This is a genomic window from Maritalea mobilis (assembly GCF_019800885.1).
Classification (GTDB): Bacteria; Pseudomonadota; Alphaproteobacteria; order Rhodobacterales; family Rhodobacteraceae; genus Roseibacterium; species Roseibacterium beibuensis.
Genome location: NZ_JAHVKE010000001.1, coordinates 661602 through 677167, shown reverse-complemented (window position 1 = coordinate 677167; position 15566 = coordinate 661602). Strand labels below are relative to the sequence as shown.

General features: G+C 65.0%; 17 protein-coding genes and 1 tRNA gene. 14 read left to right on the top strand and 4 right to left on the bottom strand.

All coding sequences use genetic code 11. The annotated features are described in order from the left end of the window. Window positions 1–13: 13 nt before the first annotated feature. The gene (locus tag KUV65_RS03400; RefSeq protein WP_222187528.1) at window positions 14–667 is read right to left on the bottom strand and encodes an alpha/beta hydrolase; all 654 of its coding nucleotides are present in this window, start codon (window positions 665–667) and stop codon (window positions 14–16) included. A gap of 203 nt (window positions 668–870) precedes the next feature. On the opposite strand from KUV65_RS03400, the gene KUV65_RS03395 reads away from it, so the two are divergent. From KUV65_RS03395 to KUV65_RS03340, 12 genes are all read left to right on the top strand, one after another. Beyond that, a complete protein-coding gene (locus tag KUV65_RS03395; RefSeq protein ID WP_222187526.1) occupies window positions 871–1332 on the top strand; it encodes an Rrf2 family transcriptional regulator in 462 nt (153 codons plus the stop codon). A 92-nt stretch (window positions 1333–1424) separates the two neighbouring features. Then, on the top strand, window positions 1425–2468 hold the full coding sequence (locus KUV65_RS03390) for a cysteine desulfurase family protein (RefSeq protein WP_222187524.1): 1044 nt from the start codon (window positions 1425–1427) through the stop codon (window positions 2466–2468). Window positions 2469–2606: 138 nt separating this feature from the next. Continuing rightward, entirely contained in the window at window positions 2607–4127 is a 1521-nt protein-coding gene (gene sufB, locus KUV65_RS03385) for a Fe-S cluster assembly protein SufB (RefSeq protein ID WP_222187522.1), read from the top strand. After that, window positions 4127–5038, top strand: a complete 912-nt coding sequence (locus tag KUV65_RS03380; RefSeq protein WP_222187516.1) for an FkbM family methyltransferase — start codon at window positions 4127–4129, stop codon at window positions 5036–5038. Before sufB ends, KUV65_RS03380 begins: the two co-directional genes overlap by 1 nt. Window positions 5039–5056: 18 nt before the next feature. Then, window positions 5057–5368 (top strand): heavy metal-binding domain-containing protein, encoded by a 312-nt coding sequence (locus KUV65_RS03375; protein WP_222187514.1) that lies wholly within the window; start codon window positions 5057–5059, stop codon window positions 5366–5368. A 19-nt stretch (window positions 5369–5387) separates the two neighbouring features. Further along, the gene (locus tag KUV65_RS03370) at window positions 5388–5600 is read left to right on the top strand and encodes a hypothetical protein (protein WP_222187512.1); all 213 of its coding nucleotides are present in this window, start codon (window positions 5388–5390) and stop codon (window positions 5598–5600) included. A 67-nt stretch (window positions 5601–5667) separates the two neighbouring features. After that, window positions 5668–6423, top strand: coding sequence for a Fe-S cluster assembly ATPase SufC (gene sufC, locus KUV65_RS03365; protein WP_222187510.1), 756 nt, complete (start codon window positions 5668–5670; stop codon window positions 6421–6423). Further along, window positions 6423–7727: a Fe-S cluster assembly protein SufD gene (gene sufD, locus KUV65_RS03360; RefSeq protein ID WP_222187509.1), complete on the top strand. Its 1305-nt coding sequence runs from the start codon at window positions 6423–6425 to the stop codon at window positions 7725–7727. The genes sufC and sufD overlap by 1 nt, the downstream gene beginning before the upstream one ends. A gap of 4 nt (window positions 7728–7731) precedes the next feature. Then, window positions 7732–8235, top strand: a complete 504-nt coding sequence (locus KUV65_RS03355) for a hypothetical protein (RefSeq protein WP_222187508.1) — start codon at window positions 7732–7734, stop codon at window positions 8233–8235. Continuing rightward, window positions 8232–8843 (top strand): Yip1 family protein, encoded by a 612-nt coding sequence (locus tag KUV65_RS03350; protein ID WP_222187507.1) that lies wholly within the window; start codon window positions 8232–8234, stop codon window positions 8841–8843. The genes KUV65_RS03355 and KUV65_RS03350 overlap by 4 nt, the downstream gene beginning before the upstream one ends. Continuing rightward, window positions 8840–10063 (top strand): cysteine desulfurase, encoded by a 1224-nt coding sequence (locus KUV65_RS03345; RefSeq protein ID WP_222187506.1) that lies wholly within the window; start codon window positions 8840–8842, stop codon window positions 10061–10063. The genes KUV65_RS03350 and KUV65_RS03345 overlap by 4 nt, the downstream gene beginning before the upstream one ends. A gap of 106 nt (window positions 10064–10169) precedes the next feature. Further along, on the top strand, window positions 10170–11186 hold the full coding sequence (locus tag KUV65_RS03340; RefSeq protein ID WP_222187505.1) for a methyltransferase: 1017 nt from the start codon (window positions 10170–10172) through the stop codon (window positions 11184–11186). 12 nt (window positions 11187–11198) lie between these two features. On the opposite strand, the gene KUV65_RS03335 is transcribed toward KUV65_RS03340, so the two are convergent. Next, on the bottom strand, window positions 11199–12695 hold the full coding sequence (locus KUV65_RS03335; protein WP_222187504.1) for a fused MFS/spermidine synthase: 1497 nt from the start codon (window positions 12693–12695) through the stop codon (window positions 11199–11201). Window positions 12696–12830: 135 nt separating this feature from the next. Here KUV65_RS03335 and KUV65_RS03330 point away from each other — a divergent pair. Continuing rightward, a tRNA-Arg gene (locus KUV65_RS03330) sits at window positions 12831–12907 on the top strand. A 195-nt stretch (window positions 12908–13102) separates the two neighbouring features. Next, window positions 13103–13660, top strand: a complete 558-nt coding sequence (locus KUV65_RS03325; RefSeq protein WP_261331580.1) for a carboxymuconolactone decarboxylase family protein — start codon at window positions 13103–13105, stop codon at window positions 13658–13660. A 34-nt stretch (window positions 13661–13694) separates the two neighbouring features. Here the strand turns inward: KUV65_RS03325 and KUV65_RS03320 are convergent, their stop codons facing one another. Continuing rightward, window positions 13695–14042 carry a cysteine-rich small domain-containing protein gene (locus tag KUV65_RS03320; RefSeq protein ID WP_222187503.1) on the bottom strand — a complete coding sequence of 116 codons (348 nt, stop codon included), beginning with the start codon at window positions 14040–14042 and terminating at the stop codon, window positions 13695–13697. Window positions 14043–14176: 134 nt separating this feature from the next. Further along, window positions 14177–15550, bottom strand: coding sequence for a cobyrinate a,c-diamide synthase (locus tag KUV65_RS03315; protein WP_222187502.1), 1374 nt, complete (start codon window positions 15548–15550; stop codon window positions 14177–14179). Between the last annotated feature and the right edge of the window lie 16 nt (window positions 15551–15566).

The window sequence follows — 15566 nt, the reverse complement described above, 5'->3', positions numbered from 1 at the left end:
CGGCTTGGGTCCTTCAGCGCGTCGTCTCGGTCAGGCGGCGCTTCACGTAGGTCTGCACGGTCTCGATCATCGGGTCCATGTAGGGATCCTCGAAGAAGTGACCGGCGCCTTCCATCTCTTCATGGGTGATGGTGATGCCCTTCTGCTCGTGCAGCTTGTCCACGAGGATGCGGGTATCCTGCGGCTTGGCGAAACGGTCGGCCGAGCCGTTGATGATCAGGCCCGAGGAGGGGCACGGCGCGAGGAACGAGAAATCGTACATGTTCGCCGGGGGCGACACGCTGATGAAGCCGGTGATCTCGGGGCGCCGCATCAGAAGCTGCATCCCGATCCACGCGCCGAACGAGAAGCCCGCGACCCAGCAATGCTTGGCATTGGGGTTCATCGATTGCAGGTAATCCAGCGCCGAGGCGGCATCGGACAATTCGCCCACGCCCTGGTCGTATTCGCCCTGGCTGCGGCCCACGCCGCGGAAGTTGAAGCGCAGGACGGTGAAGCCGATCTCGTGGAACGCGTAATGCAGGTTGTAGACGACCCGGTTGTTCATCGTGCCGCCGAACTGGGGGTGCGGGTGCAGGATGATGGCGATCGGGGCGTCCTTGACCTTCTGAGGATGATAACGGCCTTCAAGCCGGCCTTCGGGGCCGGGGAAAATCACCTCGGGCATCAAGTTCTCCCTCGTGCGGGGCGCGCGGCCTGCCGTCGTCTTGACGGGGTCGCTGCCGCTCCCTTAAACCACAGCAATTCCGGCATACGGCACTCCTCGCCGCGATCCGGTGTCATGGCAGTTAAGCGTGACGGGCCGAAAGGTCAATCATCGCGGGCAGTTCAGGGGCGTTTGTCGCGCCCCAGTCATGCGGGGGGCAGGACATGAAACTATCCACCAAGGGCCGCTACGCGATGGTCGCGATGGTCGACCTTGCGCTTCAGCCGGAAGGGAAACTCAGTCCGCTGTCCGACATCTCTAAGCGGCAGGATATCTCGCTGCCCTATCTCGAACAGCTTTTCGTCAAGCTGCGCCGGGCGGGGCTCGTGCAATCGGTGCGCGGCCCGGGCGGGGGGTATCGCCTGGCGCATCCGCCGTCCGAAATCCGCGCAGTCGATATCTTTGCCGCCGTCGATGAAACGGTCAGCGCGCTGCATACCGGGGCCGGGGCCTCGGGGGGCGTGTCGGGGTCGCGGGCGCAAAGCATGACGAACCGCCTGTGGGAGGGGTTGAGCGCGCATGTGTACGTGTTTCTCCACCAGACGCGCCTGTCCGACGTCGTGCGCAACGATCTGACGCCTTGCCCGGCGGTGCCGAACCTGTTCCAGGTCGTCGACGAGGATTGAGCGGGTCAAGCCGCGCGGCCACGCTGGAAGGGCGCGGGGACATTTCCTAGATGTGTCGGGGGCGCCGTGGCGCCCGTTGCAAAGGAGCGCCGATGGCCCGCGTCTATCTTGATCATAATGCGACCATGCCGCTGCGTCCCGAGGCGCGCGCGGCGATGATCGGGGCGATGGATCTCGTCGGTAATCCAAGCTCGGTCCATGCCGAGGGGCGGGCCGCCAAGGGGCTGATGGAACGCGCGCGCGGCCAGATCGCCGAGGCGATAGGCGCGCAGGCCGCCGATATCGTTTTCGTCTCCGGCGCGACCGAGGCCGCCGCGCTGGCCCTGGCGGGGCGGGGCCTGCACGGCGCGGCGATCGAGCATGACGCGGTGCGGTCGTGGATCACGGAGGATCTGCCGGTCGATGCCAATGGCCGGGTTGCGGTCACGGACCCGGCGCGCAGTACGCTTCAGGTGGCGAATTCCGAAACGGGGATCTTGCAGGAACTGCCCGAGGGGCTGGCCGTCAGCGACTGGACACAGGCCTTTGGCAAGATCCCCCTGGCCTTCGATTGGTCGGGTGTCGAGATGGCGCTTATCTCGGCCCACAAGATCGGCGGGCCGAAGGGAATCGGCGCGCTGATCCTCAAGCGCGGGCTGGATGTGGAGGCGCGGATTCGGGGGGGCGGGCAGGAAATGGGCCGCCGAAGCGGCACCGAAAACCTGATCGGCATTGCCGGATTTGGGGCGGCGGCCCAAGCCACACAACAAGATCTGGAAGCCGGGCTTGCCGAGCGGCTGGACAAACTTAGAAATATTCTAGAAAGTACTCTGGACCTTCGGACAAAAGATACTATTTTTGTCGGGAAAGGCAGCCAGCGCCTGCCCAACACTTCGTGCATCGTGACGCCGGGGTGGAAAGGCGAGACGCAGGTTATGCAGATGGACTTGGCCGGCTTCGCCATTTCGGCGGGATCGGCCTGTTCCTCGGGCAAGGTCCGGTCGAGCAACGTGTTGCGCGCGATGGGACTGACCGATGGCGAGGCGGATTGCGCGATCCGCGTCTCTCTCGGGCCCGACACGACCGAGGCGGAGGTCCTGGCCTTCGCCGAGGCCTGGGGGGCGGCGTATGACCGTTTCCGTGCGCGGGGCAGGTAGTTTGCCGCGTTGCAAATGGCCCGAGGGCCGCCGATCAGGGCAGGGGCGCATCATGCGCACCCTGAGGAAACGAGGCGGTCCGGGGCCGGCATGAATGAACAGTCTGGCCGGCAATCCGCCGGCCCATCGGAGGTGGCGATGACCGCACTTGAAACCGAAGTCAAAGAAGGCGTCGAGCGCGAAACCGTCGAGGCCGTGCAGGCCCTTGGTGGCAAGTACAAGTACGGCTGGGAAACCGACATCGAGATGGATTATGCGCCCAAGGGCGTGAACGAGGACATCGTCCGCCTCATCTCGGAAAAGAACGGCGAGCCGGAATGGATGACCGATTGGCGGCTTCAGGCGTTCAAGCGCTGGAAGAAGATGGACGAGCCCGACTGGGCGATGGTCAACTACCCGCCCATCGACTACCAGGACCAGTATTACTACGCCTCGCCCAAGTCCTTCGCGGAAAAGCCGAAATCGCTGGATGAAGTCGATCCCGAGCTGCTGCGGACCTATGAAAAGCTGGGCATTCCGCTGAAGGAACAGATGATCCTGGCCGGGGTGGAGGGCGCCGAGGATGCGCCCGCCGAGGGCCGCAAGGTCGCCGTGGACGCGGTGTTCGACAGCGTGTCGGTCGGCACGACCTTCCAGAAGGAACTGGAACAGGCCGGCGTGATCTTCTGCTCGATCTCCGAGGCGATCAAGAACCATCCCGAGCTTGTGAAGAAATACCTCGGCTCGGTTGTTCCGATCTCGGACAACTTCTTTGCCACGCTCAACAGCGCCGTGTTTTCCGACGGATCGTTCGTCTACGTGCCGCCGGGCGTCCGCTGCCCGATGGAGCTGAGCACCTATTTCCGCATCAACGCGGAAAACACCGGCCAGTTCGAGCGCACGCTGATCATTGCCGACAAGGGCAGCTATGTCAGCTACCTCGAAGGCTGCACCGCACCGATGCGCGACACCCACCAGCTGCACGCGGCGGTCGTGGAACTGGTCGCGCTGGAAGATGCCGAGATCAAGTATTCGACCGTCCAGAACTGGTATCCGGGCGACGAGAACGGCAAGGGCGGCATCTACAACTTCGTCACCAAGCGTGCCGATTGCCGGGGTGATCGCTCCAAGGTGATGTGGACGCAGGTCGAAACCGGCTCGGCCGTGACGTGGAAATACCCGTCCTGCATCCTGCGCGGCGATGACAGCCAGGGCGAGTTCTACTCGATCGCCATCGCCAACAACATGCAGCAGGCCGACACCGGCACCAAGATGGTGCACCTGGGCAAGAACACCAAGTCGCGCATCGTCTCCAAGGGGATTAGCGCGGGCAAGGCGCAGAACACCTATCGCGGCCTTGTCTCGATGCACCCCAAGGCCACGAACAGCCGCAACTATACCCAGTGCGACAGTCTTCTGATCGGCGATAAATGCGGGGCGCACACGGTCCCCTATATCGAGGTCAAGAACAACTCCAGCCGGGTGGAGCATGAGGCGACCACCTCCAAGGTGGATGACGACCAGATGTTCTATTGCCGCCAGCGCGGCATGGACGAGGAAGAGGCCGTCGCCCTGATCGTCAACGGCTTCGCCCGCGAAGTGTTGCAGGCGCTGCCGATGGAATTCGCGATGGAAGCGCAGCAACTGGTCGCCATCTCGCTGGAAGGCAGCGTTGGCTGATGGCCCAGCTGGCGGCATCTGCACCGTCGGGTGAAACGCAGACAGGGGAGGCGGCGCTGACCGCCTTCCTTCTCGACGTGCTGCCGTTGTCGCGCCTGACCCGCATCGCCGATGTCGGGGCGAATGGCATCAACGAGGCGCCCTATGCCGCGCTGTTGTCCATGGGCGGCTGCGAGGTGATCGGGTTCGAGCCGAATGAAGAGGCGCTCGCCCAGTTGAAGGCCAATGCCAGCGCGCATGAGATCTACTACCCCAATGCCGTGGGTGACGGAGAGAACTGCACCTTCCGCCTCTATCGCTCCAGCGGGTTTTCCTCGGTGCATCCGCCCTACACGCCGACCGGCAAGCTTATGCAGCGGGAACGCTGGGGCGCGGTCGCCCGAGAGATCCCGATGCAGACCATGCGCCTTGATGATTTCGAGGATCTCGGCCCGGTCGATCTGCTCAAGATCGACATTCAGGGCGGCGAGGTCGCGGTTTTTCAAGGCGCGCAAAAGGTTCTGGGCGCGGCGCTCGCGGTGATCACCGAGCTGCGCTACCTGCGGCTTTACGAGGGCGAGCCGATGCTGGGCGGGGTGGACAGTGCCCTGATGGAAATGGGGTTTGGCCTGCACAAGTTCCTGTTCAACAAGGCCCGCCCGGTCCCCAACTCGCAGGCGCACCGCTTGCGCAAGCGGCGGGCGAATGACCAGCTGATCGACGGGGATGGCGTCTACCTGCGTGATATCACGCGGCTCGACACGTATTCGGACGAGGCGCTGATGCATCAATGCGTGCTAGCCGGCGCGGTCTATCACAGCCACAGCCTTGCCTTGGCGCTGCTGGACCGGCTCGTCGAACGGGGCTGCGTGCCCGAAAGCACCCCCGAGGCCTATGCCGACCGCCTGCCGGATGACGTGCGGGCCGATTGAGTTTGAGGAGTTGCCGATATGATCACCACCACAACGCATAGTGTCGAAGGGCACCAGATCGCCGAATACAAGGGCATCGTCGTGGGCGAGGCCATCTTGGGCGCAAACGTGTTCCGCGACCTCTTTGCCGGGATCACCGATATCATCGGCGGTCGTTCCGGCGCGTATGAACAGGAACTGGGTCGCGCGCGTGAAACCGCCCTGCGCGAGATGGAAGATCGCGCCCGCGATATCGGCGGCACCGCCGTGGTGGGCGTCGACCTCGATTACGAGGTGATCAACAACATGCTGATGGTGTCCGCCAGCGGCACGGCCGTCGTTCTGGCCTGACAAACCCGAGGATCCTGCCATGAGGAATGAAACGCTGCGCAAGACGCGGGTGTCCGACCCCCAGATTGCCGATCATGTGCGCGAACTGGTCCGGCGCATGGACCTGAGCTTTGACTCGGGCCGCGTGCGCGCGGTTCTGGGCCGACGCGCCAACAGCCCGATGACCCGCGGCGGCGATCCCGCCACCCCAACGCGCAATCGCGCGGCAAACACATCCGACCGGCGCGGCTGAGACCGCGTCAAACGTCAAAGATCATGTCCAGTCCGCGCCGGGTGGCGCGGCAGACGAGGAGAAAAAGATGCTCGAGATCAAGAACCTGCACGTGAAACTGGAAGACGAGGACAAGCAGATCCTCAAGGGTGTGGACCTGACCGTCGAGGCGGGCAAGGTGCACGCCATCATGGGGCCGAACGGGTCGGGCAAGTCGACCCTCAGCTACGTCCTGTCGGGCCGCGACGGCTACGAGGTCACCGAGGGCGAAGCGACGCTCGACGGCGAGGACATCCTGGAGATGGAGCCGGAAGAGCGCGCGGCAGCGGGCCTGTTCCTGGCGTTCCAATATCCGGTCGAGATCCCTGGCGTGGGCAACATGACCTTCCTGCGCACCGCGTTGAACGCGCAGCGCAAGGCGCGCGGCGAAGACGAGATCAGCGCCGGCGATTTCCTCAAGCTGGTGCGGGAAAAGGCCAAGACGCTGAAGATCGACGCGGACATGCTGAAGCGCCCGGTAAATGTCGGCTTCTCGGGTGGTGAGAAAAAGCGCAACGAAATCCTGCAGATGGCGATGCTGGAGCCGTCCATGTGCATTCTCGACGAGACCGACTCGGGGCTCGACGTGGACGCGATGAAGCTTGTCTCCGAGGGTGTGAACGCGCTGCGCGACGAAGGCCGCGCTTTCCTTGTCATCACCCACTACCAGCGCCTGCTGGATCACATCAAACCCGACGTGGTGCACATCATGGCCGATGGTCGCATTGTAAAGACGGGCGGCCCGGAGTTGGCTCTCGAAGTCGAGAACAACGGCTATGCCGATATCCTCGGGGAGGTGGCCTGATGGCGCTGGCGCAAGTCAAGCAGAACACGACCGATGCACGGCTCGACGCCCTGACCTTGCCCGAGGGTGAGGCCGGATGGGCCGCCGAGGCGCGCGCCGACGCCCTGACGCGCGTACGCGGCATGGGGCTGCCGGGGCGGCGTGACGAGTATTGGAAATTCACCAACCCCGAAAGCCTGACCCAGCCGGTCGCGCCGCGTGCGGCGATTTTCAAATACGAGGATGAAGCCCCGGCCTTCGACCAGATCGAGCGGCTCAGGATCGTGTTCGTCGATGGGGTGTTCGATCCCGCGCAGTCGGATGATCTGGCGATGGATGGTGTCGAGATCACGCGCCTGTCCGACGCGATGGCCAAGGACATCCACTGGGTGCGCGACCTCTATGGCGTGCTCGAGACCCGGGGGCAGACGCCCGTGGCCCGCCCGCTGGCCGCGCTGAACACGGCTTTCGCGACCGATGGCATTGCGATCCGGGCAACCGGCAAGGCCGCCAAGCCCATTCACCTGATCTACCTGCACGAGGATGAGACCTCGGACGCGATCCTGCACCACCTGGTGAAGGTCGAAGAGGGGGCCGAGGTTACCGTGCTGGAAAGCGGCCCCGCCGCCGCGCGGTTCAACAAGTGCATGGAGGTCGAAGTGGCCGATACGGGCCGTTTCCACCATGTCCGCACGCAGGGCCGCGACCATGAACGCCGGGCCGCGACGCATGTGTTCTCGCGCCTCGGGCAGGAGTCGACCTACAAGTCCTTCACCCTGACCGCCAATGGCGTCATGACGCGCAACGAGCATGTCATCGAGATGACCGGCGACGATGCCGTGGCCCATGTCGCGGGCGCTGCGATGGGCGATGGCGCCTCGGGTGATTTTCACCACGACGACACGGTGTTCATCACCCATGATGCGCAGCGCTGCGAAAGCCGTCAGGTGTTCAAGAAGGTGCTGCGCAACGGGGCCGAGGGGGTGTTCCAGGGCAAGATCCTGGTGAAGCCGGACGCCCAGAAAACCGATGGCTACCAGATCAGCCAGGCGCTGCTGCTGGACGAGGACAGCTCGTTCCAGGGCAAGCCCGAGCTGGAGATCTATGCCGACGACGTGCAGTGCTCGCACGGGTCCACGACCGGGGCGATCGACGACACGGCGCTGTTCTACCTGCGCTCGCGCGGGGTGCCGGAAAGCCGGGCGACCGACCTGCTGGTCCTGGCCTTCCTCGCCGAGGCCATCGAGGAAATCGAGGACGAACGCCTTCAGGACGACATCCGCACCCGGTTGGAAAACTGGCTGGAGCGGCGGCGGCAGGGGTGATGCGATGAGCCTGACAGGCGATATCGCCGCAACGTGGCGCAGTCCACGGCGGGTGATGCGCAAGCTGCTGGACATGGGACAGCGCGAAGACCGCGCGCTGTTCTTTCTCATGCTGGCGTGCGGATTGATCTTCGTGTCGCAATGGCCGCTGTTGTCACGGCAGGCCTATCTTGATCCGTCCGTGCCGCTAGACGCGCGGATCGGGGGGGCGCTGTTCGCGTGGATCCTGTGGATGCCGATCTTCGCCTATATCCTTGCGGCCATCAGCCATCTTCTGGCCATGCCGTTCGGTGGCAAGGGCTCGTGGTATTCTGCACGGCTGGCGCTGTTCTGGAGCATGCTTTGCGCGACGCCCGCCTGGCTGCTTTACGGGCTTGTCTCGGGCTTCATCGGGCCGGGTCCGGCGCAGACGGCAACGGGCGCGATCCTGGCCGTGGTGTTCCTGGGGTTCTGGACGATCGCCCTGCGCGAGGCCGAAACCTACACCGGGGTGGAGCAACCGCAATGAGCGATCTGGCCAATCTCGGCCGCTTGTTGCGCCTTGCGCGCGACACGATCTCGAACCCGCGCGAGGGGGCCGTGACCGTGTTGTCCTTTGCACCGACGACGCAGGTGCTGTGGCTGATGTTTGCCATTGTCGTCGTGATCTCGCTCTTGCTGGGCGAGGTGGTGGCGCTGCTGGCGGAACTGCCGGGGAACGGTCCCCTGACCGGGCCGTTGCAGAACTCGGTCATCTCGCTGGGTCTGGTCCAGGCGGCGTTCCTGTTCATCATGGCCCACGCGATGCACCGGATCGGGCGCGTCTTTGGCGGCAATGGCCGTTTCGAAGAGGCGCTTTTGCTGGTCATCTGGCTGCAGTTCATCTTCAACCTGCTGCAATTGGTCCAGATCGGCGCGCTGTTGATCATTCCGCCCGTCGCGGGCCTGATCACCATCCTCGCCATTGCGCTGTTCTTCTGGCTGCTTGTGAATTTCGTCAGCGTGCTGCACGGCTTCACCTCGCTCGGGCTGGTCTTTGCGATGACCGTCGTTTCGGGCTTTGCCATTCTTTTCGCGCTCAGCCTGATCCTGACCATGCTGGGCCTTGCGACCGTGCCGACAGGAGGTCCGACATGACCTATGATATCGACGCCATCCGGGCCGATTTCCCGATCCTTTCCCGCGAGGTGAACGGCAAGCCGCTGGTCTACCTCGACAACGGGGCCTCGGCGCAGAAGCCGCAGGTGGTGATCGACGCGATCACGCAGGCCTATTCGATGGAATATGCGAACGTTCATCGCGGGCTGCATCACCTGTCGAACCTCGCGACCGAGAAATACGAGGCGGTGCGCGGCACGATCGCGCGGTTCCTCGGGGTCAAGGACGAGGAACAGATCGTCTTCACCTCGGGCACGACCGAGGGGATCAACCTTGTCGCCTATGGCTGGGCCATGCCGCATCTGCAGGCCGGGGACGAGATCATCCTGAGCGTGGCCGAGCATCATGCCAATATCGTGCCCTGGCATTTCCTGCGCGAACGGCAGGGCGTGGTGCTGAAATGGGTGGATGTGGACGCCAATGGCGATCTCGACCCGCAGGCGGTGATCGATGCGATGGGGCCGCGCACCAAGCTGGTCGCTCTGTCGCATATGTCGAACGTTCTGGGCACCGTGTTCGACGTCAAACCGGTGATCGACGCCGCCCATGCGCGGGGTATCCGCGTGCTGATCGACGGCTCGCAGGCCGCAGTGCACATGCCGGTGAACCTCGACGCGCTCGGCGCGGATTTCTACGCCATCACGGGCCACAAGCTTTACGGGCCGTCCGGGTCCGGCGCGATCCACATCCGCCGCGAGGTGATGGACGAGATGCGCCCCTTCCTCGGCGGGGGCGACATGATCCGCGAGGTCACGAAAGACACCGTGATCTACAACGACCCGCCGATGAAGTTCGAGGCGGGGACGCCCGGTATCGTCCAGCAGATCGGCCTTGGCGTCGCGCTGGACTACATGATGGGCGTCGGGATGGAGAACATCGCCGCCCATGAACGCCACCTGACGCAATATGCGCGGCAGCGCCTCGATGGGTTGAACTGGCTTCAGGTGCAAGGGAAATCGGCGTCGAAAGGCGGGATCTTTTCCTTCACCATAGACGGGGCCGGGCACCCGCATGACATCTCGACCGTGCTCGACAAGCGCGGCATCGCGGTGCGCGCGGGCCAGCACTGCGCCGGGCCCTTGATGGAGCATATGGGGGTCAACGCGACCTGCCGCGCCAGTTTCGGGATGTACAACACCGAGGCCGAAGTCGATGCGTTGGTTGATGCGCTGGAGCTCTGTCACGAGCTTTTCGCCTGAGTTTTAAGCATTCGCGCGGTCTGAAAACGACATGACCCATGTCGCTGGTGGAACATCCCTCCGCCGGCTGCTATCCCCGCTGCATCAGCAGGAGCGAGGGATAGGTATGACCGTTTTGACCAGTGCCGACGAGATTTCCGAGATTGCCTTTGGATTCATGGGATCGAAGGCGCTGTTCGCCGCGCTGGAGCATGGGGTTTTCACGACGCTTGCGGGCGGGTCGGCGGATGCCGGGGCGGTGGCAAAGGCCAGCGCGCTTGACACGGACCGGGCGGAAACCCTGCTGACGGCGCTGGCGGGGTTGGGGCTGGTCGAACCGCAGGGGCAGGGGCTTTACGCCAATTCCCCGGCCGCCGAGGCCTTTCTGGTGAAAGGCGCGAAATATGATTTCGGCGATTACCTGCGCCTTCAGGTCGGGCGCCAGATGTACGGCCTTCTGGACCAGATCGACGAGGCGCTGACCGGCAAATTGCCCGAGGAGGCGACGGCGTCCTATGCCGAGTGGTTCGCGGACGCGGACGAGGCGCGGCTTTATTCCGAAAGCCAGCATGCGGGGTCGCTCGGCCCCGCGCGGCAACTGGTGAAACGGCTGGACCTGTCGGGCGCGAAACACCTGCTCGACGTGGGCGGCGGCACGGGGGCGTTCGCCATCACGATGTGCAAGGCCAACCCCGAGCTATCCGCGACCATCGTCGATTTCCCCAATGTCGCGGCGCTTGGCCGGTCCTATGTCGAAAAGGCCGGCCTGTCGGACCGCATCACCTATATCGAGGGCAACGCGCTGGAAACCGACTGGCCCGGCGAGCAGGACGTGATCCTGATGTCCTACCTGTTTTCGGGCGTGCCGGGCGTCACGCATCACGGGCTGATCCGCGCGGCGATGGAGCGCCTGAACCCCGGTGGTCTGTTCCTGGTCCATGACTTCGTGGTGCATTCCGACCGGACGGGGCCGAAACTGGCTGCGCTCTGGCAGTTGCAGCACACCGCCTTTACCCCGAGGGCGCGGTCGCTTGACGAAGGCTGGTTGCTGTCGTCACTGGAACGCGCCGGCTTCGAGGCGGTCGGCGTCTCCGAGATGATCCCCGAAATGACCATGCTGGCCGAGGCGCGCAAGCCCGCCTGACTGGGCACTTGCCTAGTCAGGCCGCCCGATCAGGCGGTCGATGGGGGCGTAATCGTCGGTCAGGACCTGCCCGCGCGCCTCGGCCAGTTGGGCGACCATGCCATCGGCCAGCGCCCCGAAGCGCATCAGGTCGGGGGCGGGCACCGAGAAATCCCCCACGGCGGTCGGGCTGTCGCCGCCCACAACGACAAAGACCATACGGGCGCCCGGTGCGGGCTGGGTCAGATGCGTCCAGACCTCGACCACCGGAAAGACGGTCTGCATCGTCGCCACGATCGAGGAGAGCGCATAAAGGCGATCCTCGTAATCGATCACGTTCATCAGGTAGCTGCCGCCGGGATTCAGCCGGTCGGCGGCGAGTTGAAAGAACTCCTGCGTGACGAGGTGCACGGGCACGACCACGTCGGTGAAAGCGTCGCCAATGATGACGTCATAATGCCGTTCGGGGCGGGTCAGCAGCGCGCGGCGGGCATCTTCGTGCAGGATCGTGGCGCTGCCTGGGTCGAACCAGAATTCCCGCTCGGCGAACTCGGTCACGGCGGGATCGATTTCGGCGACCGTGATCTCTCCGGCCTCGCCCGCGGCGAAGGCGCGGGGGACGGAATAGGTGCCACCGCCGATATGGTAGCTGGTGAAATTCGGTCGCGGCGCGCGCCGCTCGGAAAGCTCTGCCAGCATGGCGGCGTGTTCGGTGAATTGCACCTCTGGCAGGTCGCGCGCGCTGATGCCGTGGGCGAGATGGTCGATCACCATCAGGTGGACAGGGCGCTCGGGGTTGGCCGAGAGGTCATCGACCCGGATGCAGAAATAGCGGCTTTCCACGTCACAGGGATCGGGTGCGGCCAGCGCGAGGCCGCCAAGCCCGGCGGCGGCGGCCCCGGCGATCAACGCGATGGGCAGGCCGCGAGAGCGCGCGAGCCAGAAGAACAACAGGCCGGACAGGACGTAGACAATCGTGACCACGAGCAGCGTCGCCGCGGATCCAAGCCACGAGATGAAGAAGAAGCCGGCCAGCAGAGTGCCCGCGATCGCCCCCACCGCGCCTGAGGCGAACATCGCGCCAAGTGCCGGGCCCGAGCGGCTGGCCGTCGTTACCGCGATCTGGGCCAGAACCGGGGCAGGGACCCCGGCGAAGAACGACGGCAGGAAGAACGCGGCCATGGTCAGCGCCGTGATCCCGCTGACCGGGTCTTGCAGCGCCGCCAGGACCGGCCCCGCCACCGCCGGCAGGATCAGGACGGCGCCCGCCGTCGTCACCGCCCCGGCCAACAGCGCCCCGCCGGTCCAGGCCAGCGCCGAGGCCGCGGGCCTTTCGGCCAGGCGCCCGCCCCACCAATGGCCCGCCGAGAAGCCCGCCAGCACCACCGCGATGACCGACGTCCAGGTGTAAAGAGACATGCCCACATGCGGCGCCAGCATCCGCCCGGCCACGATCTCGACCACGAGGGAAGCCGCCGAGATGCCGCCCTGAAGCAGTACCAGCAACCAAAGCGGTGTCGCACGTGTCATGGTGTTTGATCCTCCCCGTTCGCGGCGGCATCCAAGACCACCACGCGGGCCAGCGCAAGAGGGCTTGAAGCCGCCGGTTTTCGCCTCAAGGCCCATTGCAGCGATTTCTCCAATCGCCTATACGGCCTTGGCGTGGCACCCGTAGCTCAGCTGGATAGAGCGCTGCCCTCCGAAGGCAGAGGCCATAGGTTCGAATCCTATCGGGTGCGCCACTTCACTTCTGTCGGTTTCGCGCTGTCGCCGCTCGGTTTTTCCGAAGCGCTCCGCAGTTCGTTTGTCGATGCATCCCCTCTGAATTGCTGGTCCAGGCTCGGCTGATCGGTCAAACAACGGACACACCGACGTCGTGCATTGTCTTTGGTACGCTGATCGCTGAGTTTGCGGGAAACAAGCAAAGGCCGCCACGTTTGACCCAGACTGTACACCTCCCGCCGATCCCGGATGCCGACTGGCCCGACCGCATCGCGTCACTGCGGCCCGGTTTTGCCGGCTCGTTGAATGTCTACCGCGTGATGGCGCATCACCCCGCGCTTCTGGAGGCATGGGCCGGGTTGCGTCAGCACGTGGTCCTCGACACCGCGCTGGGGCCACAGCGGAGCGAGATCGTCATCCTTCGGGCGGGCTATCGGCTGGGCAGTCGCTATGAATGGGCGCAGCATGTCGTGCGCGGGCGCAACTGCGGCCTGACCGATGCGCGCATTCGCGCGATGCAGGGGCCAACCGAAGGGATGGCGCCGGAGGATGCCATCCTGGCGCGGGCCGTTGATCAACTCTTCGATGCCAAGGCCCTTGACGCGGAGATGCAGCGCGACCTTGTCGATCTTGTCGGCACGGACGGCATGATGGACCTGATCGCCACAGTCGGTTTCTACACGACCCTCGGGTTCATCCTGAACAGCTTCGAGACGCCCCTGGACGAGGCGATTGCAGATGAGCTTGCGCGAAACCCGCTTGCCCCGGATTGAAGATTCCCGGGCAAGCGGACCTGTAAGCCGAAGGTCAGTCCTCGAACTCGTCGGACCCCGGCGGCTTCGGGCGGCGGGTGGGCGGGTCGGTCTGCTCGTTGCCGGACCATGGAACAGGGTATTCCAGCCAGCGCTGAACGAAATTCCACGACTGGTGATAGCCGTCATGGGGCAGGGTGCAGGCCGAACAATCCTTGCGCTTCACGCCGTTCTTGTCGGTGAACACCTCGTACGGGCCGGGGCATTCATAGGCGATCAGCGGGCAATAGCAGAACAGGCAGTTGAATTCGCGCTGCACACCCTTGTGGCAGGGCAGGAAGGGGCAGGACGTATTGGTAAAGCCCTTGAAGGCTTCGTTGTTGGTGGTGTCCTTCGGTTGCATGCTCGTGTCCCTCTGCTCTTCTGAGTGGCGTCCCTGAATGGCTACCGGAAAGATAAACTGCCGATCGCCCGCGTCGAGTGGATTGTCCCCCGAGACATGACTTCGGCGCGCATCGGACGGGTCCGGCGGCCAGATCAATCCGTGGTGGCAATCATGTGAAAGAAGCTTCCGGTGACCGTGCCGCGGACAGAGCCCGTCTCGGGCATCGGGTTGCCCTGGGCGTCATGGATCTTGGCCAGCGGCGCATCGCGCTGGTCGGACAGGGTGGCGTAGTGAAATTCGTGCCCGACCAGGGCGGTCCCGGGGGCTTGGCCCATCAAGGGGGCGTGCAACTCGGCCCGACGGTAGCCGAGGTGCAGGCGGGGCTGGCGGAAGCTCGTGGTGTGGCGCAGCAGGCCGACCATCGGGTGACCCACGCCATCCGCATCGATCAGCGTTTCGCCCAGAACCATGTAGCCGCCGCATTCTCCGTGAACCGGCCTGGTTTCGGCAAAGCGGATCAAGCCATCGCGGAAGGCCGCGCAGGTGGCAAGGTGGCCGGCATGCAGTTCGGGGTATCCTCCGGGGAGCCATGCGAGGTCAGCCGTGGCATCGGGCGGTTCGTCGGCCAGGGGCGAGAAGGGCAGGATCTCGGCGCCAGCATTCCGCCACGCCTCGAGGAGGTGCGGGTAGGCGAAGGAGAAGGCCGCATCGCGGGCGAAGGCGATCCGTTGCGCGGGCGGCTTGGGCCACGTGCCCTTGTCCTTTGACGCGCCAGGGCGCGCGGCGGCGGTCAGGCTCGCGATATCGACATGGTCGCGCAGGAAGGCCCCGAGCCGCCCGATGACGCGTTCGATATCGGGCTGTTCTTCGGCCTGCACGAGGCCCAGGTGCCGAGAGGGCAGCTCCAGGTCGCTGCGGCGGGGCAGGGCGCCGAAGACCGTGATGCCGAGCGTCGCCATCTCTTCGCGGATCATCATTTCGTGGCGGGCGCCCGCGACGTGGTTGAGGATCACGCCCGCCAGCGGCGGTGCGTTGGGATGCTTGGAAAGACCATAGGCAATCGCCGCCGCCGTCTGCGCCTGGGCCGCGACGTTGAGGACAAGGACGACGGGCCAGCCGAACCGCTGCGACACCTCGGCGCTGGAGCCGCGGCCACTGACGCCCGGCGCGGCGCTGCCGTCATAAAGGCCCATGGCGCCCTCGGAAATGACCAGGTCGGCCCCCTGCGACATGCCCAGGATTGCGTCCAGCAGGGGCGTGTCCATCGCCCAGAGGTCGAGGTTGAACGAGGGTCGCCCCCCGGCCGCCGCGTGAAAGCCGGGGTCGATATAGTCGGGCCCGTTCTTGAAGGCCTGCACCGTCAGCCCGCTGTCGCGGAGCGCCCGCAGAAGGCCCAGGGTCACGGTGGTCTTGCCGATGCCCGAGGCCGGGGCCGCGATCACGAGGCCCGGCGGCGGGGTGGGCCGGGACGGGTCATGTCCCGACAGCGCCGCTGGTCCTTCGCCGGATCTGTGTGACTCGGTCATTGCGCCCCTCTTGCCT